This is a genomic window from Atopobium sp. oral taxon 416 (assembly GCF_018128285.1).
GTDB lineage: Bacteria > Actinomycetota > Coriobacteriia > Coriobacteriales > Atopobiaceae > Olsenella_L.
Genome location: NZ_CP072380.1, coordinates 356,880 through 378,966, shown reverse-complemented (window position 1 = coordinate 378,966; position 22,087 = coordinate 356,880). Strand labels below are relative to the sequence as shown.

The 22,087-nt window shown below is 55.1% G+C and carries 26 protein-coding genes and 3 pseudogenes; 9 read left to right on the top strand and 20 right to left on the bottom strand.

Translation table 11 applies throughout. The features are described from left to right. Positions 1-10: 10 nt before the first annotated feature. The 10 genes and pseudogenes from J4859_RS01970 to J4859_RS17410 form a co-directional block, all read right to left on the bottom strand. Complete coding sequence (locus J4859_RS01970) at positions 11-1,027, bottom strand: capsular polysaccharide synthesis protein (protein WP_212332326.1); 1,017 nt, start codon at positions 1,025-1,027, stop codon at positions 11-13. After that, positions 1,024-2,061 (bottom strand): glycosyltransferase, encoded by a 1,038-nt coding sequence (locus J4859_RS01965; RefSeq protein ID WP_212332325.1) that lies wholly within the window; start codon positions 2,059-2,061, stop codon positions 1,024-1,026. Before J4859_RS01965 ends, J4859_RS01970 begins: the two co-directional genes overlap by 4 nt. Beyond that, on the bottom strand, positions 2,048-4,468 hold the full coding sequence (locus J4859_RS01960) for a glycosyltransferase (RefSeq protein WP_249113720.1): 2,421 nt from the start codon (positions 4,466-4,468) through the stop codon (positions 2,048-2,050). The genes J4859_RS01965 and J4859_RS01960 overlap by 14 nt, the downstream gene beginning before the upstream one ends. 25 nt (positions 4,469-4,493) lie before the next feature. Next, the gene (locus J4859_RS01955) at positions 4,494-5,153 is read right to left on the bottom strand and encodes a sugar transferase (RefSeq protein WP_212332317.1); all 660 of its coding nucleotides are present in this window, start codon (positions 5,151-5,153) and stop codon (positions 4,494-4,496) included. 443 nt (positions 5,154-5,596) lie between these two features. Further along, positions 5,597-5,956 (bottom strand): transposase, encoded by a 360-nt coding sequence (locus tag J4859_RS01950; RefSeq protein WP_249113847.1) that lies wholly within the window; start codon positions 5,954-5,956, stop codon positions 5,597-5,599. Between the two features lie 46 nt (positions 5,957-6,002). After that, positions 6,003-6,311, bottom strand: coding sequence for an integrase core domain-containing protein (locus tag J4859_RS01945; RefSeq protein WP_212332316.1), 309 nt, complete (start codon positions 6,309-6,311; stop codon positions 6,003-6,005). A gap of 152 nt (positions 6,312-6,463) precedes the next feature. Further along, on the bottom strand, positions 6,464-6,685 hold the full coding sequence (locus J4859_RS01940) for a hypothetical protein (RefSeq protein ID WP_212332315.1): 222 nt from the start codon (positions 6,683-6,685) through the stop codon (positions 6,464-6,466). A 76-nt stretch (positions 6,686-6,761) separates the two neighbouring features. Beyond that, positions 6,762-6,938 carry a hypothetical protein gene (locus J4859_RS01935; protein ID WP_212332314.1) on the bottom strand — a complete coding sequence of 59 codons (177 nt, stop codon included), beginning with the start codon at positions 6,936-6,938 and terminating at the stop codon, positions 6,762-6,764. A 461-nt stretch (positions 6,939-7,399) separates the two neighbouring features. After that, positions 7,400-7,504: a hypothetical protein gene (locus J4859_RS17415; protein ID WP_371812144.1), complete on the bottom strand. Its 105-nt coding sequence runs from the start codon at positions 7,502-7,504 to the stop codon at positions 7,400-7,402. Positions 7,505-7,607: 103 nt separating this feature from the next. After that, positions 7,608-7,790, bottom strand: a pseudogene (locus J4859_RS17410) (transposase); the annotation flags it as partial. Between the two features lie 299 nt (positions 7,791-8,089). On the opposite strand from J4859_RS17410, the gene J4859_RS01925 reads away from it, so the two are divergent. From J4859_RS01925 to J4859_RS01905, 4 genes and pseudogenes are all read left to right on the top strand, one after another. Beyond that, entirely contained in the window at positions 8,090-8,437 is a 348-nt protein-coding gene (locus J4859_RS01925) for a transposase (protein WP_212332312.1), read from the top strand. Positions 8,438-8,451: 14 nt separating this feature from the next. After that, a pseudogene (locus J4859_RS15935) lies at positions 8,452-8,913 on the top strand (transposase). Positions 8,914-9,365: 452 nt separating this feature from the next. Next, the gene (locus J4859_RS01910; RefSeq protein WP_212332309.1) at positions 9,366-9,548 is read left to right on the top strand and encodes a hypothetical protein; all 183 of its coding nucleotides are present in this window, start codon (positions 9,366-9,368) and stop codon (positions 9,546-9,548) included. A 307-nt stretch (positions 9,549-9,855) separates the two neighbouring features. After that, the gene (locus J4859_RS01905; RefSeq protein ID WP_212332307.1) at positions 9,856-10,170 is read left to right on the top strand and encodes a DDE-type integrase/transposase/recombinase; all 315 of its coding nucleotides are present in this window, start codon (positions 9,856-9,858) and stop codon (positions 10,168-10,170) included. A 963-nt stretch (positions 10,171-11,133) separates the two neighbouring features. On the opposite strand, the gene J4859_RS01900 is transcribed toward J4859_RS01905, so the two are convergent. From J4859_RS01900 to J4859_RS01865, 8 genes are all read right to left on the bottom strand, one after another. Then, positions 11,134-12,009: a class II fructose-bisphosphate aldolase gene (locus J4859_RS01900; protein ID WP_212332305.1), complete on the bottom strand. Its 876-nt coding sequence runs from the start codon at positions 12,007-12,009 to the stop codon at positions 11,134-11,136. Between the two features lie 31 nt (positions 12,010-12,040). After that, positions 12,041-12,505: a YjbQ family protein gene (locus J4859_RS01895; protein WP_249113719.1), complete on the bottom strand. Its 465-nt coding sequence runs from the start codon at positions 12,503-12,505 to the stop codon at positions 12,041-12,043. Between the two features lie 72 nt (positions 12,506-12,577). Next, on the bottom strand, positions 12,578-13,270 hold the full coding sequence (locus J4859_RS01890) for a triose-phosphate isomerase (RefSeq protein ID WP_212332303.1): 693 nt from the start codon (positions 13,268-13,270) through the stop codon (positions 12,578-12,580). 101 nt (positions 13,271-13,371) lie between these two features. Beyond that, on the bottom strand, positions 13,372-14,244 hold the full coding sequence (locus J4859_RS01885) for a PTS system mannose/fructose/sorbose family transporter subunit IID (RefSeq protein ID WP_212332302.1): 873 nt from the start codon (positions 14,242-14,244) through the stop codon (positions 13,372-13,374). A gap of 12 nt (positions 14,245-14,256) precedes the next feature. Further along, a complete protein-coding gene (locus J4859_RS01880) occupies positions 14,257-15,108 on the bottom strand; it encodes a PTS sugar transporter subunit IIC (protein WP_212332301.1) in 852 nt (283 codons plus the stop codon). A gap of 46 nt (positions 15,109-15,154) precedes the next feature. Further along, the gene (locus J4859_RS01875) at positions 15,155-15,649 is read right to left on the bottom strand and encodes a PTS sugar transporter subunit IIB (protein ID WP_212335061.1); all 495 of its coding nucleotides are present in this window, start codon (positions 15,647-15,649) and stop codon (positions 15,155-15,157) included. A gap of 15 nt (positions 15,650-15,664) precedes the next feature. Then, positions 15,665-16,093, bottom strand: coding sequence for a PTS sugar transporter subunit IIA (locus J4859_RS01870; RefSeq protein WP_212332300.1), 429 nt, complete (start codon positions 16,091-16,093; stop codon positions 15,665-15,667). A 148-nt stretch (positions 16,094-16,241) separates the two neighbouring features. Continuing rightward, the gene (locus tag J4859_RS01865; protein ID WP_212332299.1) at positions 16,242-16,937 is read right to left on the bottom strand and encodes a ribulose phosphate epimerase; all 696 of its coding nucleotides are present in this window, start codon (positions 16,935-16,937) and stop codon (positions 16,242-16,244) included. 105 nt (positions 16,938-17,042) lie between these two features. Between J4859_RS01865 and J4859_RS01860 the strand changes: the two genes are divergently transcribed. Together J4859_RS01860 and J4859_RS01855 are read left to right on the top strand one after the other, a co-directional pair. Next, a complete protein-coding gene (locus J4859_RS01860; protein ID WP_212332298.1) occupies positions 17,043-17,432 on the top strand; it encodes a hypothetical protein in 390 nt (129 codons plus the stop codon). A 31-nt stretch (positions 17,433-17,463) separates the two neighbouring features. Further along, positions 17,464-18,198: a GntR family transcriptional regulator gene (locus tag J4859_RS01855; RefSeq protein WP_212332297.1), complete on the top strand. Its 735-nt coding sequence runs from the start codon at positions 17,464-17,466 to the stop codon at positions 18,196-18,198. A gap of 1,039 nt (positions 18,199-19,237) precedes the next feature. On the opposite strand, the pseudogene J4859_RS17405 reads toward J4859_RS01855, so the two are convergent. Together J4859_RS17405 and J4859_RS17400 are read right to left on the bottom strand one after the other, a co-directional pair. Then, positions 19,238-19,489: pseudogene (locus J4859_RS17405) on the bottom strand (transposase); the annotation flags it as partial. Continuing rightward, entirely contained in the window at positions 19,389-20,228 is an 840-nt protein-coding gene (locus tag J4859_RS17400; RefSeq protein WP_212332295.1) for a transposase, read from the bottom strand. The pseudogene J4859_RS17405 and the gene J4859_RS17400, both read right to left, overlap by 101 nt. Before the next feature lie 452 nt (positions 20,229-20,680). Here J4859_RS17400 and J4859_RS16655 point away from each other — a divergent pair, with 452 nt between their 5' ends. The 3 genes from J4859_RS16655 to J4859_RS01835 all read left to right on the top strand — a co-directional run bounded on the left by J4859_RS16655 (position 20,681) and on the right by J4859_RS01835 (position 21,861). Continuing rightward, positions 20,681-20,806, top strand: a complete 126-nt coding sequence (locus J4859_RS16655; RefSeq protein ID WP_256436784.1) for a hypothetical protein — start codon at positions 20,681-20,683, stop codon at positions 20,804-20,806. A gap of 34 nt (positions 20,807-20,840) precedes the next feature. After that, the gene (locus J4859_RS01840) at positions 20,841-20,990 is read left to right on the top strand and encodes a transposase (RefSeq protein ID WP_212332293.1); all 150 of its coding nucleotides are present in this window, start codon (positions 20,841-20,843) and stop codon (positions 20,988-20,990) included. 418 nt (positions 20,991-21,408) lie between these two features. Further along, positions 21,409-21,861 (top strand): transposase, encoded by a 453-nt coding sequence (locus J4859_RS01835; protein WP_249113860.1) that lies wholly within the window; start codon positions 21,409-21,411, stop codon positions 21,859-21,861. The last annotated feature ends 226 nt before the right edge of the window (positions 21,862-22,087 follow it).

Genomic DNA, 22,087 nt, shown 5'->3' with positions numbered 1-22,087 from the left:
AAATAAACGTTCATGTAAGATCTCCCCCTAGCAAAGCTCCATAGAATGTCTGTACCTCGCCTTTGCGGACGGGGAACGATTGCTTCCACGTGAGCTTGAATAGGCTCGTGTTGCTCGAAAGCTCCCGCCATCTCTGTCTGTCGAAGGGCTCTCCCAAGCATTTGCCCAGCTCATCGCAGAGAGGGTTGTTCGGCCGTATGGCATCGAAAGCCCCGGCTATGGAGGGGTCATGCCTCTGTGCCAGGACGATCATGTAGTCGACCAGGAGATAGTCGACCATGAAGTCGTTTTTCTGCCAGTACTCGAGGAAGAAGTCCCTGATGGTTGCGAACACCCTCCTGTGCGCCGTGTTACAGGCGAGCGAATAGCCCGCAAAATAGCCCGAAGCGACGGAGGCGTGCAGGTAGTCAGGCCGTTTGATCGAGAATAGGGGTTGTCCAAAGGCCAGGTCCCCCAACGGGCCGCAGCAGAAGAAGGTAGCGTCGAGCCAGAGGCCTCCGTGCTCCGCCAGCAGACTGAGCCTCAAGAGGTCGGAGAGGTTGGTCCTCGTAATGATCCCCTCCGCCACCTTTCTCATCACCCAGTCGGGGATATGCACATAATCGCGATAGTTCCTGTCCGTAATGATGGTCACAGTATGCCCGTCCGCATTGCGGCATATGGATTCAACGCAGGCTCTCACGATGGCAGGGGCACACTCGATGCCCTGCCACCAGCACAGCCAGATTCTTCCCTCCAAGTCTGGGTCGCCCGGCGGTAACTCTGCCGCATATTCATACGACTCGTAGTAGCCGTGGGATCTCGCCTCGAGATACTCGAGTACCGTCTCATGCTTACGTATGAGACGGTTGCGGACTGCGGGGGGCTCCTGAAACCCGTTGCGGTTCATCACCTGGATGTCCACCTTGGCACGTAGCGTGTCGAGGGCATCTCGCCATGAGGTCTCGCCGGCGATGGCGCGTGTCGCATGAAGTTCCTCGGCAACGCGATGGGATACTCGTCTGAGATTCATATGACCTGCCATCATCGTCCGCCTTTCTTTATCGCAAGTCTCATCCTCAGCAGAAACAGCGCCGTGCGCGTGTGCCTCCCGACAAGGCTCCTCTGGAAGATACGCTGCTGGACGGGGAGGGTATCGATGGGAAAGTCCATGCAATAACTCCGGAACATCGTCGAGTCGATGAGTCCGAGGACCTCGCTGCGCTGTTCTCGGGGCGCCAGGTCGCTGGTGGCCACGAGGCCCACGTACAGACGGGCATAATCGACCGCCGTCCGTCTTACGCGCAGCATGCAGTCCTCGCTATCGGGCTCCATGCGGGCGAGGGCGGCAAGGGCGTCGACAAAGTCTGAATAGAGGCCCAGCTTCTCCCGTGAGAACGTTTTGGTAATGGAGCTCTGGTCATCCTTTCGGTAGCAGTAGTCGGTCGATCCCACGAACGAAATCCTCCGGGCAGATCCATATGCATCAAGGTTGAATAACGTGTCCTCGGAAAGCGCGTTTCTGAAGGCGAGCCCGCAGGACTCGATGAGGGATCTTCTGTACAGTGACATGCACACGGACATCGGGAATGACTCGACAGCCGCATCACCGGGAGCGTGCCCGTAGAGCTCCCTGCGCACACCAAGAATGTCCTGCTTGTCCTCCAGCGTCCTGCCCGCAAGGGGATGAGGCTTGACAAAGGTCTTGCGTCCATTGGTCACATCACAGTGTCCGCTCACCACGATGTCCGACCCCAACTCCATCGCCTTGCCGTAAAGGCGCTCGTACATCGTGGGCTCGACCCAGTCGTCGGAGTCGACAAAGGCGACGTAGTCGCCCATGCACCGGCGAATGCCCACGTTCCTCGCGGGACCAAGGCCCTCGTTGGGCTGATGGACAACCCTGATGTTCCTATGGCACGATGCATACGCGTCAGCGACCTCCCCTGCGCCATCGGGAGAACCGTCATCGACCAGGATAATCTCAATGTCGTCGAGCGTCTGGCCGAGCAGGCTGTCCACGCACTGGGGAAGATACTGTCTGGTATTGAATATGGGCACCACGACACTAACTCTCGGCATCGATAAGCCCTTCATACAGATGGACTAGGGACTCCATGTACGCATCCTGCGAGCAATGGTCGAGCACATAGTCCTTACAACGCTGTTGCATGGCATGGTAGTCGACGATGTCCGAACAGAGCTGCACGCCTCGCATGATGGCGTCCGCAAGCGACCGTACGTCACCGGGCTCGCAGAGCAGACCCGTCTTACCGTCCATCACGAGTTCGGGTATGCCGCCGATGCGCGAACCGATGACCGGTGTGCCCGCCCCAAATGCCTCGATGACCGAATAGGGCATATTCTCGCGCCAACGCGAGGCGGTGACGGCAAGGGAGGCTCTCTCTATATTTACGCGCAAGGCATCTCCCTGCTGAAAGCCAACGAACTCGACGCGATTGGCCCCTGGCATGTTCTTGGACAGTGCCTCAACCGCCGTCCGCTCGGGACCCTCGCCCGCGATGACCATGTGCCAGCTGTCCGGAAGCGTGTCGATGACGCCCTGAAACGCCCTGACAAGGACGTCCACGCCCTTCTCCTTTGAGATGCGCCCGAAGAAGAGCAGGTAGGGATGCTCGTAGTCCGTGTTGTCGGCACCTTGTGCCCGAGCTTGGTCGTAGATGGCATCGCTCGCGAAGTTTTGCATCCATACGACCTTGTCATCGGGCCATCCCCCCTCGACCAGCTTCGACCGCATGAAGCGCGAGGGAGCAATAACCCTGTCGATTCTCTCGTTGAGCCTGTGGAGCTGAATGTACTTGGCCTCGACGGCGGCGAGGACGCTTTTCGCACGCGACCCCTTGATACAACATCGTGCTACGCACTGGCCGAAACGGCCACCAAGGCAGGCGTCGCAGACCTCGCCGGCGCCATCGAGCATGAGGTAATTGGGGCACACGGTGATGTAATCGTGTGCCGTATAGAGAACGGGAGTGGCCCCAAGCGAGGGTGCATCGAGTATCGAGAGGGTGATCTGGCGATGCACGTTGTTCAGGTGGACCACATCAGGTCTGAAGTCCCGCAGGAGCGCGTCAAAGCTGTTGCGAGCCTCGCGGGAATACACCAACGACCATCCGTCCCGTAATGTCTTGATGGGGTTTTGGGCCTCATTGTACTCACGCTGGGTGACAAAGTACGCATCCTGCGCACAGGGCACGTTCGAAGGGTGCCGCATGGAGAAGTAGGCCACATCATGGCCCATCTGCTCCAGTCGCTCGCCGAGTGCGAAGTAATAGGTCTCTGCCCCTCCCTTAGGATAGTGGAACTTGTTCACGAGCAGCACTCTCATATAGGCGAGGAGCTCACCCCCCCCCCCCCCCCCCCCCCCCCCCCGATAGAGGGCAAGCGTCCGTGCTACAACGGCGTCCCACCCATAGGCAAACGACACGTACATGCGCGCCTGGATGCCTAGCGAAGAGACGTGCGCCGGATTCTTGAGTAGTTGAATGAGGGAGCTCCGCAGCGCCACCACGTCCCCCCTCGGAAACATGGCTCCCGCACTACTGAGGGTTTCGGCGCACTCCGCTATGTCGCTTGTGAGACAGCAGTTGCCATATGACATCGCCTCGAGGAGACTCATAGGCATGCCCTCGAGATCTGAGGGAAGCACGTATAGGTAGGCGTTGCTGTAGAGCTCCTCGAGCTCGCGACCCTGCACGAAGCCCGTGAAGAGGATGGAAGGGTCATCACCCGCAAGGTCCCTCATCCGGTTGAAGTACGCCTGGGAGTCGGATGGGCCACCAGCGATAACAAGACGCTTGTCCGTCCGCACGCCTCGCCAGGCCTCTATGAGGTAGTGGACGCCCTTCTCGGGAACGATGCGTCCCACGAAAAGGACGTAGGAGGCTGCCGAGAGACCATACTTGGACGCGATGGTCTGCACAGGAACCGGTGCCTTCACCGTCACTCCGTTGGGGATGTAGTGCGCCTCGCGACCGTAGGTGTCACGGAAGTAGTCCTGGACGTTCCTACTGAGGACAATAAGCTCATCGGCCTGGGCGGCGGCGAGACGCTCCCCATGCCTCAGATAGCCCGAGGCGAGCCTGCCCCACTTGGCACGTTGCCAGTCGAGTCCGTGTATCGTGGCAACGCTGCGGATGTGCGCGCGACGGGCCAGAGGAATCATGACACAGGGGCCCTCCGCATGGAAGTGGATGACGTCTGGCCTGTCGGCGACGGCAGCGCGGACCGCGAAGTACGAAGAACTTGCAGCGGCAAGTCCCCTCACGTCGACAGTGGGCACCGTCTTGATCCGAACGCCTTCGTACTCCTCCGGCGCCACGGGATCCAGGCCTCTGCCGGCCACGTCATGATCCTGGCGATTGTAGACGGTCACATCGTGGCCGAGGGCGGCCATCCGCGTGGCAAGCTCTGTCACTACAACTTCCACGCCACCCTCGCGCGATGGCACGCGTTTATGTCCCAGCATGGCAATCCTCATACCCACAGGCCAGCTAGCATCCCCGCGCAATGAGGATCATGCCCACTGTCCGAAATATGAGTTTCAAGTCGGTGAAGAAGGATCGGGTCTTCACGTAGAGGAGGCCGACCCATTCATTGAAGGTAAGACTGTCACGGTTGCGCTGGACTTGCCAGTAGCTGGTGATACCAGCATCGCAGAGGAGGCGGTGGGGCTGGTAAGGCGCGTACTGGGCAACCTCGCTGGGTAGCGCCCGATGAGACCCCACGATTGGCATCTGTCCAAAGAGTACGTTGAAGAACTGGGGGAGCTCGTCCAAGGATGTCTTACATATGAAGTGACCGACACGTGTGTCCCTAGGGTTGTGCGCCATTTTGAAGGCGGGACCATCCTTCTCGTTGTAACGCATGAGCCCCGCAAGCCGCTCCTTCGCATCGGAACACATGGAACGAAACTTCCACATACTGAAGGTCCTGTCCCCTTTCTTTCCCACGCGTGTCTGCCTGAAGATAACGACCCCCTGGGAATCATCCAACTTGATGGCAAGGGCTATCAGAGCGAAGAGCCACGAGAACTCCACAATCACAAAGAGGGGGGACAGGACGTCAAAGGTACGCTTGCCCACTTCGTAGGCACCATGGGATCCATTATGCGCCACGACAAGCGTGTCCCCACAGTTTTCAAGCTTAGTCACAGAATCCTCGAACTTCATGATGAGAGTATGATTGCCCTTCTGTCTATTCTCGCCCGTCAAACGACACGATGTGATTGTCAGGCCGTCTCAACAGAACCCCAACCCCCACTAAAGACCATAGCAATATGCATACAAAAAAGAACAGCACTGTGTTTCACCCACGAAAAAATATAGGCACAGCCAGCCCCAGCCGAAATACATGTCCTTATATCGCCATCTTCTGGGAGACGTGTACCAGAGTCTATTTTATAACGCTATACTCGCCTTGCCAAACTGTCAATAGGGCACTATGGGGGAATCATTCCCCTGTCATGGCTCAGTCAAGTCAAGTCCGAAATCGTGTGTAAATTGCCTCATAAGCAAACGCCCCTGCGAGCCGTCACGAAGCGAACCTCATCCGCCGCTGTGTGCGGGCTATCTCCTCGAGATCCCCCTTCCTCCTCTCATAGCTCCTCGACCGCCGGCAGGTAGTACTGCTTGCTCTTGGCGGCCCACCTGTCGTTCTCCTCGATGAGGTAGGTCCCCACGAGCCTTATTAGCGAGCCTTCGCTCGGGAACACGCTGATGACCTTCGCCCGGCGCATCCCCTCTGTGTTGAGCCTCTCGAGGTAGTTCGACGTCCTGGTGCACCTGCGCATCGCCGGTGGAAGGGCCATGACCGTCATCGCATCCTCGAACCCGGCGTCCAGGCGCGCCACCGCCTCGGGCGCCTCCTCGGCGATCTCGTCGCGGCGGGCCCTGGCCTCCTTAAGCGTGGCGCAGTTGAACATCTCCACGAGCTCTAAGCAAAGCCCCGCCCGCAGCCGCTTGGGGGCCGCGTCGGAGACGTTGCGCGCGACGTGAGCCCTGTCAATATAATGGACAGAGAAATCTCAGATTTTTTATGCGGTCTGCATCACCTCCGGATCGGGACGCAAGGCCTCTCTCGAGGCGCTCAAAGAACTCCTGCATCACCTCTGCGGGTACGCGATCTCCTATGGACTTATGCGGGCGGAAGCGGTTGTAGTACGACTCGATAAACTCGTGTGCCTTGTGCTTGGTCGTTGCTGCATCCGAGAGGCGCTTGTGGTAGTACCATTCGTTCTTGAGCGTGGCGAAGAAGGATTTGGCTACAGCATTGTCGTGGCAGCTTCCGGTTCTCCCCACGGAGAGCCTCACGTCGTGTACGGCTGAGCAGGCGGTCAGCTTTGAGCTTATGTACTGGCTGCCTGGGCTGCTTAGAATATGGCCCCTCCAGCCACGTATCCGCGCGAATATGCCATCTTCAGGGCAAAGACGACAAGCCCTGCCCTCATGTTGTCCCGAATACTTCAGCCCACTACCATGCGCGTGCACAGATCGTCTACGACGGCGAGATATATAAAGCCTGCCGTGGTCCTGCGATAGGTTGTATCGCCCACGAGCTTGGCTGTCGGAACGGGACACGAGAAGTCCCGTCCGATGAGGTCGGGATGCTCGGGGGCGTCCGGATCGGGCACCGTCGTCTTCTTCGATGCATTCGGGCAGATGCCGCGTATCTCCAGCTTAGCCATGCACCTCCGTACGCGGTAGCGGGTCGTGCCTGTAAATTTTGCGTAACTTCGGATCTCCTGTGAGCTTGGATCAGACCTAGCAAAAGCTAAAGCGCCTGTCGCTTTCCTCCCATATCGCGCAGATGGCTTCCTTGATAGGACCCCATAGGTCCTCACCGCCTTTGGCCTTGAGCCATCTGTAGAAGTGAGCCCTGCTCAGCTCCAGTACGCGCTCCATCATCGAGACGCTGTAGGTTGCCCTCTTCTCCAGCATGAGCTAAAACCTGTCCTTGGTCAGAGGCTTCCGGCGAAGAAGGCTGCCTCTTTTTTAGGAACTTATTCTCGCTCTCGAGCTCGTGCATGCGCCTCTTCACTGCGTCGAGCTGCTTGTGCTCCTCGGTCCTTACCTGGGTGACCCTTCCGGTCTTTGAGTGCTTGATGATCCAGTCGTTTAAGGTCTTGTCGTTGATCCTTAAGCTTCGCGGCGCATCCTTTGATGCTCTTCTTCGGGTTGGCCTTACGTGCCTTCCTGTAGTACTCGACAGCCTCGAGGCAATACTTCTTCAGTGTAGTGTTTGGGTATCCCCGGCTTCGTGCGGGACTTTGCCTTCTCTATCTCGCTTGCGCTCACCGACATCTCATCTCTCCAATCTGCTGGTGTTGGTAGGTGGGTATCTGGACAGAGCATATCTGTTGCTAGTCCCTGAATCCCACTGTCCACCAAAAGATTACAGCTCAGAACCTCCCCCAGGTCTTACGCGACTCGCAGGCCTTAAGCCTAAACCCTATGAGCTCCTTCATCGCGTCCATGGTCATCCCCGTCGCGATCATGAGCGCCATCGGGCGGGTCCTGTGGTCGACCCTGACCTTGAGGTAGGTCGCGTCCACCATGACAAACAGCTAGTCGCCCTCGATGCGCTGCGTGTGGAACTTCCTCGACGGCCCCGTCGAGCGTGGCGCAGGCCTCGGCGACCGTCGAGTTGGGCAAGCCCCTGTCACAGATTGTCTCCATGAGCTTGCCCACCTTCGCCGTCGATGCGCCGCCCAAGACCATCTTCGCCATGGTGGTCACAAGGGCGGCCTCGCTGCGCTTGTAGTTGTCGAACACCCTGGTCTTGAAGGGCACACTGCGCCGCCCTCGTGCCGTTGCGGCTGTCGGCGCGCTCGCAAGCGCCCCGCACCGATCTGCTCGGTCGACTCCGCCCTCAGATCGGCGTTGAGCGACTTTTGCAGCATGAGCTTGAACGCCTCCCCGCTGGAATCTTCGAGCAGCCGCATTATCTCGTCCTGGTTAAAGTGTACTATTGATCTGAGCCATGTTCGGGGTTACGTCCGTAAAGTGGTGTAAAAACGGGAGCGAGCCAGAGGCCCGTCTTCCAAGTAAACTTGCAATCACCAAAAGGCACAGAGAATCGAAGGCCGGGCATGGCTCGAATCAATATTACCCTCGAAAGCGACAAGATAGCGCAGGTCCTTACGGATTCTAGAGGGGACGCGTTTCGGCTCCTCTTGCAGGAGTTTCTCAACGCGATCCTGTCGGCAAACTCCGCCGAGCAGCTGCGCGCCGAGCCCTACGAGCAAACGCAGGAGCGGACTGACTTCCACAACGGCACCCGCAAGAGCTCCCTCGTCACCAGGGTCGGCACGGTCGAGCTCGCCGTCCCGCGCCACCGCAACGTCTCGTTTAAGACGCTCGTGTTCGACAACTACAGGCGTGCCGAGGCCGCCCTGGTCCTCGTGATGGCCGAGATGGTCGTCGGCGGCGCTCGATAGCCAAGGTCGGCCGTATGATGGAGGAGATCTGCGGCAGGGGCTTCTCCAAGCAGGCCGTCTCGCAGGCCTGCTCCGAGCTCGACGAAGCGCTCGAGAGGTTTCGCAACCGCCCCATAGAGGGCGCCCACCCCTTCGTTATGGTCGACGCGACCTACCTCAAGGCGCGCAAGGACGACCGCGTCAAGCCGAAGGCGCTGCTCGTGGACGCCGGGCTGACGCCGACGGGTGGCAAGGAGGTGCTCGGCGTCGAGCTCGCCGACGGCGAGACTTAAGGGGCCTGGTCGAGCTTCCTGTCCTCGCTCGCCGCGCGCGGCCTGGCGAGCATGCGCGTGGTCACCTCCGACGCCTGCGAGGGGCTGGTGGCGGCCGTCCACTCGGCGCTGCCCGGGGCCACTTCTCGCGCAACGTGGCCGAGGCCGCCCCGAAGGGGCTCAGGGCCGGGCTGTGCAGTAAGCTCGCCGAGATGTGAGCTGTAATCTTTTGGTGGACAGTGGGATTCAGGGACTGGCAACAGATATGCTCTGTCCAGATACCCACCTACCAACACCAGCAGATTGAAGAGATGAGATGTCGGTGAGCGCAAGCGAGATAGAGAAGGCAAAGTCCCGCACGAAGCCGGAAACACCCAGGCACTACACTGAGGAAGTATTGCCTTGAGGCTATCGACTACTACAGGAAGGCACGTAAGGCCAACCCGAAGAAGAGCATCAGAGGATGCGCCGCGAAGCTTGAGGTCAACGACAAGACCTTAAACGACTGGATCATCAAGCACTCAAAGACCAAAAGGGTGACCCAGGAAAGGACCGAGGAGCACAAGCAGCTCGACAGGGCCAACAGGCGTATACACGAGCTCGAGAGCGAGAACGAGTTCCTAAAAAGAGGCAGCCTTCTTCGCCAGAAGCCTCTGTTGAAGGACAGGTTTTAGCTCATGCTGGAGAAGAGGGCAACCTACAGCGTCTCGATGATGGCGCGCATACTGGAGGTGAGCAGGGCTCACTTCTACAGATGGCTCAAGGCCAAAGGCGGTGAGGACCTATGGGGTCTCCTCAAGGAAGCCATCTGCGCGATATGGGAGGAAAGCGACAGGCGCTTTAGCTTTTGCAAGGTCTGATCCAAGCTCACAGGAGATCCAAAGTTACGCAAAATTTACAGTGACGACTCGCTATCGCGTGCGCAGGTGCATGGTCGAGCTTGGCATCTGCGGCATCTGATCCAATGCCTCCAAGAGAACGACGCTGCCCGCACTTGATACCCCCGAGCGCAGCGCCCTCACCCGGCGCGGCTTTTCGTGTCTTGTGCCGACAGCCAAGCTCGTGGGCGATACAACCTATCGCAGGACCACGGCAGGCTTTATATATCTCGCCGTCGCACACGATCTGTGCACACACATGGTGGTGGGCTGAAGCATACAGGACAACATGAGGGCAGGGCTTGTCGTCTTTGCCCTGAAGATGGCATATTCGCGCGGATACGTGGCCAAAGGGGCCATATTCCACAGTGACCGTGGCAGCCAGTACACGAGCTCAGAGCTGACCGCCTGGGCAGCCGCACACGACGTGAGGCTCTCCGTGGGGAGAACCGGAAGCTGCCACGACAATGCGCTCGCCGAATCGCTTTTCGCCACGCTCAAGAACGAATGGTACTACCATAAGCGCCTCTTCGATGCAGCAACGACCAAGCACAAGGCACACGAGTTTAATCGAGTCGTACTACAACCGCTTCCGCCCGCATAAGTCCATAGGAGATCGCGTACCGGAAGAGGTGATGCAGGAGTTCTTCGAGCGCTTCGAGAGAGGCCTTGCATACGATCCAAAGGCGATGCAGACCGCATAAAAAATCTGAGATTCCTCTGTCCATTATATTGACAGGGGTCAGGTTGCACGAGCGCGCCCTGTCGGGAGTGTGCATGTTCAGCGCCGACAACTCCGCAGGTATGCTGGGGCAATACAGGAGGTGTCCCTGCACGCGATGTAGCAGCGCTGCCACCCACGCGCACCGTGCTCGACAAGCTGCCCAGGACCCGCTACAAGGCCGTCGCGGCCTTGCTCAAGGCGATCACAAAAGAGCTACGCGAAGTACCTGGCAAAGGCAAAGGAGGTAGCCTTAGAGCTCAGGGCGTCGAGGAGACGCTCACCTACGTGCTCTTGATGCCGGAGCACTTGAAGGAGGATCCGCACGGACAACGGCATAGAGCGGCTGAGCTGGCAGATCAAGAGGCGCAGCGCCGCCGTGGGCAGCTTCCCGGCGGAAGACGCTGCGGGGAAGCTGGCGGCGGCGAAGTGCAAGTACGTGGCCGAGGGCGGCTGGGGCTCCAGGCGCTACCTCGACACCGACCTGCTGGACAGATGGGACGACAGAGAGGTGCTCAAGAGACAGGAAGGCTAGCTTCGACTACCGGGGCGGGACCCCGGCTGGAGAAAGTGCGAAAGACTATTGACGGGACCGAGGCATGTACGGATTCTCGTTACCACCCCCGCTGGCGATTATCGCCCGGCGCCAACAACATATCGGTGCAGAAGAACGTTCAAAGAACTTCGAAGCATCCATCAGGCATATGTAATATATGTCCTTATGACATAATAATGCCTTCCATCTCTATTGGGAATGAAAGACATCAGTCAATTGCTTCAAACGATTGGTGCGACTCCTGCCTCACTGCTCACTTAAAGCTCAGTCAATTACTTTCCATGGATAGCTTAAACCAGCGGCTTGGCCCCGTTCGCAAATACCTTCATTGTAGACTTGAAATCAGCCAAGAGCGCATCATAAGCAGCCATTGTCATATCATGCCAATAAACAGGCTCCTCGCCAGCTTCATTGACAATCTTTTTGACCGCGTTGCCTGCGTACAATACCCCGTATGTGTAGTAATTGATCTTCCTGATTCCCACATTTATAGACTTGACGTAGTCATCATCAGAAACCCCAGACCCGCCATGCATAACAAGCGGAATTTTGCACTGCTTTCTTATTTTCCTCAGAACATCGAAATTGAGATTGGGCTTTCCTTTGTATAAGCCATGAACAGTTCCGAACGAACATGCAAGAGCATCAAGGCCTGTGGATGTAATGAAGTCCATTGCCTGCTTCGGGTCAGTGTATATTGCGCCTGATTCCTCTGCGGTACCACCCTCAGCACGCTGGCCAGCCTCTCGAGAACCCATTGAGCCCAGTTCGCATTCCAGGCCAGCATCAAAGCCAGCGCACATCTCGGCTGCATACTGCGAATTCTCAACATTCTGATCATATGGAAGATATGATCCGTCATACATAACTCCATTGAAGCCAAGCTCAAGCGCGCGCCGCATATAGGAAAGACGCTCACAGTGGTCAAGATGCACACAAACAAACGCACTCGAACGCTCTGCCAGCTCAACCATTACTGGACCAATAGCATCAAGGGGAACGAAAGGTTCATGCCCCTCAGCATGTGCCAATATAACAGGATAGCCGAGCTCTTCAGCGGCATCCAATGCAGCTCTAACTGCTTCCAAACTTGGAGTGTCAAATTGAGCAATTGCCATATTGTTTTGTTCAGCAATTGTGCACATGTCCTTGAGATTTATAAGCATAGGATGCTCCTCGTTTCTTCTTGGCGAGCAATCAATCGCCCAGTACAATTACTCTGATCTTTCTCACACGCTCACGCGTTCTATCAAAATCAGCAAAGAATATGCTTGCCAGTCCATTCATCTGCAGCTTGCCCTTTGCGACTTCGAATATCTGGCTCCCGCCAATCAGCGTAGAGCGGAGGTGAGCATCTCCATTCCAAAGCATCGTGCGATCGCCATTTGGAAGATAGGAATCCACATTGGGCCATGATTCAACTTCGCTGAAATGCACCACTCCTGGATATCTATATGTTTTCCAGTCATGCTGTTCTGGGAAGATTTTTTCCAGCCCGTCAGAAAGATCTGCCTGCAAGAATGTATCTCCATCTGGAGTACGGTCATGATCATATTCATCCGAGTAGACAGCACAGGTAGTATGCTCGCTGATTACCGCAACGATACCTTCCTTAATTCCAGATTTTTCAACAGCCTGCGATACATCAATTGTGATGTTCACATATGTCGGTTTGTCTGCGGCTGTCTTTACTATTACTTCATCTTTATATATGCTCATCGTTCGTATTCACCTTTAAATTTCGCTACGGACCTGGTCGAGTACGGCAAACAGCTCATCCAGCTTTACAAGCGGATCCGGCGCGCATACAATGCCGGATGTTCCGCCCGTTGCATCGCCGCCATAGAAGATTGCATCGTGGACATCTTGCGCAGTGGAGATACCAGCAGCCTGAAGGACCATTGTCTGTGGGGACACCGATTTTACAGCCTCGGTAGACTTACGAATGTAATCCTTACCCGCTATCTGACTGGTACCAATCAGATTATTAAGCTCGCATGTCACAATATCTGGGTGCAGTTCTGCAATCGCACGGGCCTCCTCAACAGAGTCGGCGCAAACGCATGTAAGTATTCCCACTTCACGTGCACGTTGTATGGTTCGTGCAAGCTCACCGATTGTCATTGGGTTCTCTGCATGATTGAGAAACGTCGCTCTTACGCCAGCCGCCGCCAACGCCTCAGGCAATACATGTCCCATACCCCTACCTGGCTTGAGGCTTTCCATAGTCTGTGCACAGGGGATAACATGTGAACAATTCGCAACTACCCAGGGCAAATCAACAAGTTGGGCGGTAAATAGTGACTGGAGATTATACTTTTCGCAAAGCTCATCCGTCTTCTTTGCGAGCTGATGCAGTTTCTCACCATAAAGATACGATTTGGGATTTACTACAAAGAATGGACGCTTAAGCGTGATCTTATCCATGATATGCACCGTTTCTCATCTATATTGAGATGGTATATAGCAGCTGAATCATCATCTACATGGGCCTGGCCTTGGAATCAACCAAGGCCAGGCCCTTCTACTTATGCAGCAGAACCGCCAAACAGGCCAGTCGCGCCAAGAATAATACCGATAATTACAAGAATCACAAGAACAAGAGTAGAATTCATGTTCTTCTTCTTGAGAAGATACCACGCAAGCAGTGTAATTGCCAACGGCACTCCACCTTTCAGGATTGAATCAAGGGTAGTTTGGAGATCGATGTATCCCTCACCGACAGGAATTTGCAGATAGGACGTGCAGGTGACGTAGCTATTCGCCAAACAGCCAAGAACGATAGCGCCCATTGTAGATGCAGTGGCAATCAGGCGCTTAATCGAACCCGATGCCATCATCGATTCAATACCTTCCTTGCCCGAGTTATAACCCGTAAAGAACATAGAGTGAGAAATAAAGAGCATGATTGCGTACATCAGGATACAGTAGAGCAGTGGGCCAAGAAGATTGCCTTGGGAAGCAAGCGGCATCGCTATTGCAAGGAGAATTGGCGTGAGGGTTCCCTGCCACAGAGTGTCGCCGATTCCGGCAAATGGTCCCATGAGGCCGGTTTTCACTGCAGTGATTGCCTCTGGAGTCACCGCAGAGCCATTTGCCATCTCCTCTTCCATCGAAAGGGCAAGACCATTAATAATGCATCCAAAGTGAGGCTCTGTATTGTAGAACTCCATCTGGCGCTTCATGAATTCAATCTTTTTCTGCTTGTCACCAGGATAAAGCTTGTCTGGAACATGAGAGAACGATGCTAGTAAGGCAGATGCCATCAACCGCTCATAGTTGTAATTCGTATTCGACAAGCATACCCATTTGAACCAAGCCTTAGTTACATCTTTCTTGTCAAGATGGTGGCCGGTTCCTGCATTAGCGGTAACTGCTACATTCTCAACATTCTCTGCCATGACAATCTCCTCCTATTTGAAGTCGTCATCGGAATCTTCAGATGCGACGCTGGAAGTCGAAGCGGATGTCACAATCTGCTTTGGTACCTCAGTCAACGAACGATCTTCTTCTGCCTTCATCTCAAGCTGGACATAGAAGAACGCAATGATGAAGCCGATGATTGCAACAGGCATAGAGCCCAATCCGAGGTAGGAGCTAAGGACGAATCCGAAGACAAACCAAAGCAGCGTACCCGGACGATCAAGGGTGCGAAGATTCATAGCGATTCCGAGCGCAGGAAGGATTCCGCCGATAACCTCGAGGGTATAGAGCGGCCTTCCCTGCATGACATTAATCATGCTCGTAACGGCATCGACACCGTAATAGCAGCCCAAAGTAACCGGCACAACGCAGAGGATGAAGCAAAGAATCTGAGGAGGAACAATGTGGAGAAATACCGCACGCTTCATATCGCCACGTTCGCATGCGCGATCAATCATATGCACGAAGCTTACGTCGAAAGTCATGCGAATAACGTTAACGATAGTGCCAACAAGCGCAATAGGCACGGAAATTGCCACCGCGGCGTCTGGTTCGAGACCTGCTGCCAAAGCAAGCGCCACGCCCAGAGTACCGGCAAGACCAGGATCGTTAGGCTGCGCACCGCCAGCAAAGATATAAGCAATGAACGGCATCTGCACAGCTGCACCAATGATGCACCCCTGTACTGGGTCACCCAGAATTACCCCGACCAATACGCCAGCCACAAGTGGCTTTTGGATTGTCGAAAGGCTACCAAGGCAACCGATCAACCACGGCGTGCCGACAAAACCCATGTAGTACACGACACCAACCAAGAATGCCTGTAACAGAGTAATCTGCATAGATCAGAGCACCTCCCTTTATTACCATGACCAATAAGACAAGCGCTTACTTCAGAAGTTCAGCGACGTCCTTCTTGGGATCGTCAACCACAATCTGAACCGTGATGTTGCAGCCTCTCTTGATAAGAGTGCGCATCGCATCGAGCTCTTCATCAGAGCAAGCAATATTCTGGTAGAAGGTCTTGCGGTTTCCGGAAATGCCCATACCACCGATATTCAGGGTCTTAAAATCTATCCCTGCATCCGAAAGCTCAAGAATTGTGAGAGGTGTTTTAACCAAAATGATGACCTTGTCAGTTGGCTTGAACCCCTTAATTAACCTGTCAGCAGCCTTTTGAATAGTGAAGACGCCAAGCTTCACGTTGCTCGAGACCACGCCTTTCAAAACGGTCTTCATCAAGTCATTGGCAGCGACTTCATCGTCAACCACCATGAACTTATTCGCACCAGTCGCCTTTTGCCAAGAAGTCATAACTTGGCCATGAACGAGCCTATCATCTACTCGTGTCAAAACGACATTATTCATACCTACAGCCTGCATAAACACCACGCTCCCTTAGAAATCGGCATCGTCATTCTCTGCATCTACCTCAGAAAGCTTCTGACGTATATCAACGATGCCTCCGTGCCCAGCAGTCAATGCCTCGCTTGTCAGCTCAGAGAGGTTCATTTCATCGCGGCTGAACACAACATCCAGCAGCATTGCTAGATTTACTCCAGCTATTGCGCTTACATTTGGATCCAGCAGGCTTTGCGCAGTAACATTTGACGGTGTGCCTCCGAACAAATCGACTAGCACGAGCGTTCCGTCGCCATCGTCTACACCAGCGATTGCATTTTGCAGCTTTCGCTTGTAATCGTCGGGTACCTCGCCGCGCCTTAGACCTACGGCGCATACCCTCTCCTGCTTGCCAGTCAGCAGCTCCAATGCATCAACAAGACCGTCCCCATAACTGCCATGCGATGCGATGACAATCCCTACCATTAAATTACACACCTCCTCGTCGACTTTCTAATGTGCCGCACCTGTGTATATTCTTGTATATTATTTCATAGTCATGTTTGATATTCTGTAGACGGCTGCAATTTGAAGATGGATGGTTCCTGTCTACGTTTTTGTAACATTGTGGCATCTATACCTTGTGCTCACGCAGAACCTGCGACTCAGCAACCTCTATCCCCTTCTTCGTACGGTAGGCTGCCTCTTTGAGATTACTTCCATTCTCAAATAAACCTCTCCCGAGATTCAGCACATCACATCCTGCTTCAATGAGCTGAAAGAAGTTCTCAGAATTGCAGCCTCCGTCAATAGCAATCTTGTAGTGTGCCTTGGTCTGCACTCGGATCTCTTTTGCCTTCCTTATACGGCGATACGTCCCTTCAAGAAACTTCTGGCCAGTAAATCCAGGATCCACTGAGAGTATCAAAAGAGAATCAAGCTCAATGGCATATTCCATAATCGACTCTACCGGGATTGTTGGGTTTAGAAAGATTCCAACCTCGGCTCCCCGTTTATGTATATAGTCAGCCATTCTATGAATGGACCGGGCGACATCATCTGCAGGCAAGGTGAGCAGCGTAGCGCCGGCATCAATGCACGCATCTATCATTTGCCTATCTACGCCCTCAACATAGAGATGAGCTTCTATCGGCTTCGACGTGATTGGCCGAATCTGCTCTATGAAGTGTGGAGTTAGGCACATATTATGGACGTAGTGGCCATCGATGATGTCAACATGATAGAGATCAGCAATGGCGTCCAATTGCTCCAAGTCAGCTTTTACTTGGAGCAAGCTCATGTTCATTAGTGAAGGTGCAATCTTTACCATTTACCTAAACCTCCCTAACTTGTTCTTTTATTTGTGGACAATTATATCTATGTTGAAACCATATCAACTTGACTATGTATTTATATTCAGCAGGTGGAGGCAACTATGAAATCGAATCGCCAGCAGCAGGGCGTTACAAAAGAATTTGACCATAGCATGCAGAGGGGGCTGTCGTATCTTGCGGCATCCTTGACGATCATTGCCTTGCTTGCATATGTCTTGCCTAACATTTATGGCATTGACGTACGCTCATTGGCACAAGAGAAAACGGCCTTGGGAGTTGTGCGCATTGCGCTTGGCATTGCTATTATTATCTTCGCGATTCGCGCATGTATCGTTGTCATTAAAGGCAACACGCTGCCTGGAGAAACATGGCAGAGTGGATTGTATAATGCTATCCATTCAACTTTCTTAGGGTTGAATGGCCTGACTATTCTCCTCCTCTTTATTGGAGGGGTTACTCTTATAATTTGGGCTGTTACAGAAATGACCTAGGCTCAACATTGGATTGAGTGAGTGATATAAAATGGGATATTCATCTGATAGCTCTTCGCCTCTGCACGTCCAACTAGCTGACTACATTCGGGATAAAGTCTATTCTCAGGAATGGCCCGAAGGCACGAAGCTTCCATCAGAGCACGAATTCATGAATGAATTCGGGTACAGCAGAGGTACCGTGCAAAAGGGAATTCAAATATTAGTCAACGAGGGCCTCATAACGAAGGTCAAAGGCAAGGGAAGTTTCGTAATAAAGCCCAATATCGAGCACCTCACCGGCAATAGCTTGCTTTCTTTTGCTGAATCATTACGTATGCAAGGCATAGATTTTTCAACCGAGGTCATTGGATCAGAAGTCATTCCTGCTGACAAGACATGTTCGCAACGTCTAGGCATCCCCCTAAACGCACCAGTGTATTATCTGAGGCGTGTCCGGTCTACCTCTGACGGACCCCTTCTCTATATGGAAAGCCGTATCAATATGCTGACTTGCCCCGGCATAGATAAGTTTGACTATGCGGACAAAACACTCTTCAGCGCCATCGAAGAAGTTTCTGGGAAAAAACTTGGATATGCGAAGGTACGCTATGGCGCAAGGATAGCCGGCAAGATGCTGGGCAAGTTATTGAACTGCGATGAAACAGCTCCGGTCTTGAATATTGATCAGATCTGCTATCTAGAAGATAATTCATCTACAGAATGGGGTAACATATGGCTGCCTGCAAATAAATACGTATTAGTTTCCGTGTTACAACGCGCATAGTATATCTACAGCTGAGTATTTGCACGTGCAAGCACCAGTATCGGACAGTACCGTCCCCTCGTGGAGCTCTTGGTTCATACGCTAGGGAAACGATGATTAATGCCCCATAACGTGTTAGAGAGGACCGACCACACGACTTTTCTGGGCCGGTATGCGGGAAAGGCAGAAAAGGTTGCTCATCCAGCACGTGCAGGAGTCGCTATCCTGGCATCTGTCCTGCCCCATGCACCGCAAGAAGGCTCCAAGACAGATCAAGCGACGCTGGGAGCCGGGAGGTGCAGCCTGCCGGCAAAGATGCACATGGGTAAGGTTTGCAAGGGCGAGGCAGACTCGAGCATACAGGCATCTTCTCTATCCCCTAGTAGCGCTTCCTTAAAGGGTCGAAGCGCCGCTTCACGATAAGGAAGGGATGCTCTACCTTTGAGCGAACGGATGCCTTCCTGGACTCGATACCCTTCTCGGACAAGAGTGCACAGGCAAGGCCCTCTCTAGGGAAACAATGATTAATTCCCAATGATGTGCCAGAAAGGACCAGCCACGTGGCCTTTCGCGGCCGGCATAGGCATTAATCATCGTTTCCCTAGTCGAAGGTTTCCTTGCGACACTCCAGCGCATCTGTGAGAGGTGTGGGTCTGCTAAGGGCGCTTCGCTATACCGGTATAACCGGAGTCTGCATAGCAGAACCTATCATCCTCCCTTACGAGTACGTGTGCCTGGGATATGTCAGATACATTCTAAGCGGTCGTCTCCACACCATTCACAAGGCCGCTGCCGGCATCCACGATCGTGTCGAGAATGACGCTCCTATGCTGTGTCAAGTCATTTTCAGGTTCGCTAACTTGCTCTTCATGAATGCGGAGTACCTATCGCGAATCTCGTAATGCTTGCTGGCCTCGCGCTCGATCTTACTTATGCGGATGTGGTCGGTGCCGAGTGCGGCGGCGACCTCTTCCTGCGTCATCGCGGCTTCGGCCCTTTTCGCCCTGAGCGACCTTTCGTCCTCGTGGGTTTTAGCTGTCGGGTTCATCAGTGCGCAGCAGACTTCCCGGGCGATGTATCTCTTGAGGCATCTGATTGCCTCGCGCTTCGATGTGCCCTCGGCCATCCGCTTCGCGACATACTCCTGCGTGCGCCCATCGTACTTCATCCGGTTGAGGGCGATGGTGTGCAGGGCCCTGTTGGCCTGCCTGTTACCTCCCCGGTTGAGCCTGTGCCTGACGATCTTGCCGCTCGACGCCTCTATCGGCAAGGCGCCGCAAAGCGAGGCGAGTGCTGCTTTTGAGCGGAGCCTTTCGGGGTTGTCGCCCGCGGCGTTGCCGAGCGCCGCAGCCGTCGATCTCCAGCAGGGCCGGCGCGTTGTCGCGCACCAGGTCGGATATGAGCACCTCGAGCTCGTCGGCCCGTTGCTTGGCGTCGATCCACGTCTTCGCGAGAACATGGAGCGAAGTGTGCAGCGCATCCGTGACGGCACTGCCGGTTGCGGACCTTTTCCTGGCGAGCGACTTCATCATCGCTAAAACGCTCATCTTTTCGTACTTCGACCTTATGGGCTCCGGCGCGATGTTGTCCAGGGACTTCGCGGCGCTGGATGCCGCCGTCGAGGTCCTCACGCATAGCTCTCTTAAGTCCAGCAGTGCCCTGACGGCTTCGGACCACCCGTCCCTCGACTTTAGGACACAGGTACCGTGCCCCGCTGCCGCGTTCCGCGCGGTGGTCCCCGCGTCTATGGCGTCGTTTTTGCTGGAGCCCCTGCGCCTCTTGTCGCGCTTGGACCGCAGGATCTCCATGACAGTGTAGCCGCGCTCACACAGGTAAGAGCAGATCCCAGCGCCGTATAAGGCTGTACCCTCGATACCGACAAGCGCGCAGCGGCCGGCGTCGCTGATGGTGTGGGCGAGCGATCGATATCCGGCGCCGTCGGTGGCAAACCCGCCCTCGTAGACGATCCTGCCGAGCGCATTCAGCACACACAGCACATACTTGTCCTTGTGCGTGTCGATGCCGGCGTAAACGACAGACGTGCCTTCCATGCAGCCTCCCCATCTTCATCGGGCACCCCGCCGGTGAGCCAGACACAACACTGAAAGGGGCGCTAGAATCAGGCTGTTCGGCCTGCTGGCAGCGCCTATGCTCCTGTGAAGTCATGGCGGGCCTTCGGGATGCTCGCGGCAGGGCGCGGCAAGTCATTTCAAGGTCAGTCCTTGCGACGACGGTTGGTGTATGGGCCAGCGCCCTGTCGCAAGCTACTACGATGGGAGCATGCGCTCCCACGATCGACTTTGCGCGAGTGTTGGCGCAATTGCAACCGCGATATCATTATCAGTGTTGGTGTAAGCGCCTGACTGCCTGAAGGGCTTCCCGAAGGAAAGAAGGAGGCCTGCGTCCTGGAATTTGGAATCGCAACATAACAGGTCTATGGAAAGGACAAAGGCCAAAGGACAGCATAGCAAAGCAGGCCGTGTGCGCGGCTGCGGCGGCAGAGATGCCGAAGCTGGCAGACGGATCAATCAACCTCCAGGAGCTCTTCTGCCAGCTCGCCGAGATGGTGGTAAACGCCGTGATGGACGCCGGAGACGAAGGAGATATGCTCGGCCCGTGGCAACAGTAGGAACGCATAGCGTCCGAGGACGCTCAACACCTGCGTGGGAACACTGAACCTCAAAATCCCCAGGTTCAGGGGCGCAAGCTTCTTCCCCGACGACATCCTCGAGCACTACCAGAGGACGGACAGGGCACTCATAGCCGCCGTGGCCGAGATGTATGCGATGGGCACGAGCACCAGGAAGGTCTAAAGGATAGCCGAGTGGATGGGCACAAGACAGGCTCTCGGAGGACCAGGTGAGCAGCATAAGCCAAAAGCCTCGATGCCGATGTCGAGGAGCTACTGGAACGTCCCCTGAAAGACCTTGACATGCCCTACATCTGGCTCGATGCTACTACGTGAAGTGCAGACGGGAGGGCCATGTCTCTCCACGGCTATTGTCACTACCATAGGCTGCGATGCTAACGGCTGGAGGTACATCTTGGGGCCTTGCCGTCGTGGATAGCGAGCTGTACGGCTCCTGGAAGGGGTTCTTGGAGAAGATCCGCGACACAGGGGTGTCTCGGGCGTGCAGCTGGTCACAAGCGATGCCCACGAGGGCCTCAGACAGGCGATATCGAAGGTGTTCCTGGGAGCTCTCACATGGCAGAAGGTGCGTCGTCCATCTCATGAGGAACTGCATAGCCGCCACAGGCTCCAGGAGCCTGAAGAAGAGGGTGGCAAGGATCATGGCTCCAGTCTTTCGTGCCAAGGACACCAACCAGGTGCGCGCCCTTTTCCACCTCGCGGCTAAGATGCTTGAGAAGTGCTGCCCCAAGGTGGCAGAGATCTGGGAGGATGCCGAGGCGGATGCCCTCGCCTACCTGGACTTCCCTGCATCCCACTGGAAGCGCCTGCGCACCAACAACCTACAAGAGCGCACCAACCACAAGATCAAGCGCCGCACGAAGGTCGTGCAGGTGTTCCCCTCGCAGAAGTCGCTCATGAGGCTTGTGGGATCGGTCCTCGCAGAGCTCTTCGAGAAGCGGAAGCCTGCGCTGCCTCCCACGCCGGAGAGGCTGGCAGAGCTCAGGGAGCTCGCCAGGAAGGCAATAATGCCAGCCTTGAGCTTGTGGACGTGATGGAGTCGGCATAGAGTAGCGCCTAGCATTCCAGATCCAGGACGGCCTCCTCGCCCCGGGCAGAATCAGACCTACACCAACATTCTCGACACGACCCAGCTCTCAAATGCAACAACTAAAAGATAGGAGGTACAACATGTCTTCGATCTGATCTGCGACAGACCAAGGAAGGTATTAGACTACAGGACGGCCAACGAGGTCTATCGGGAGATGTTGCACTTAGCTT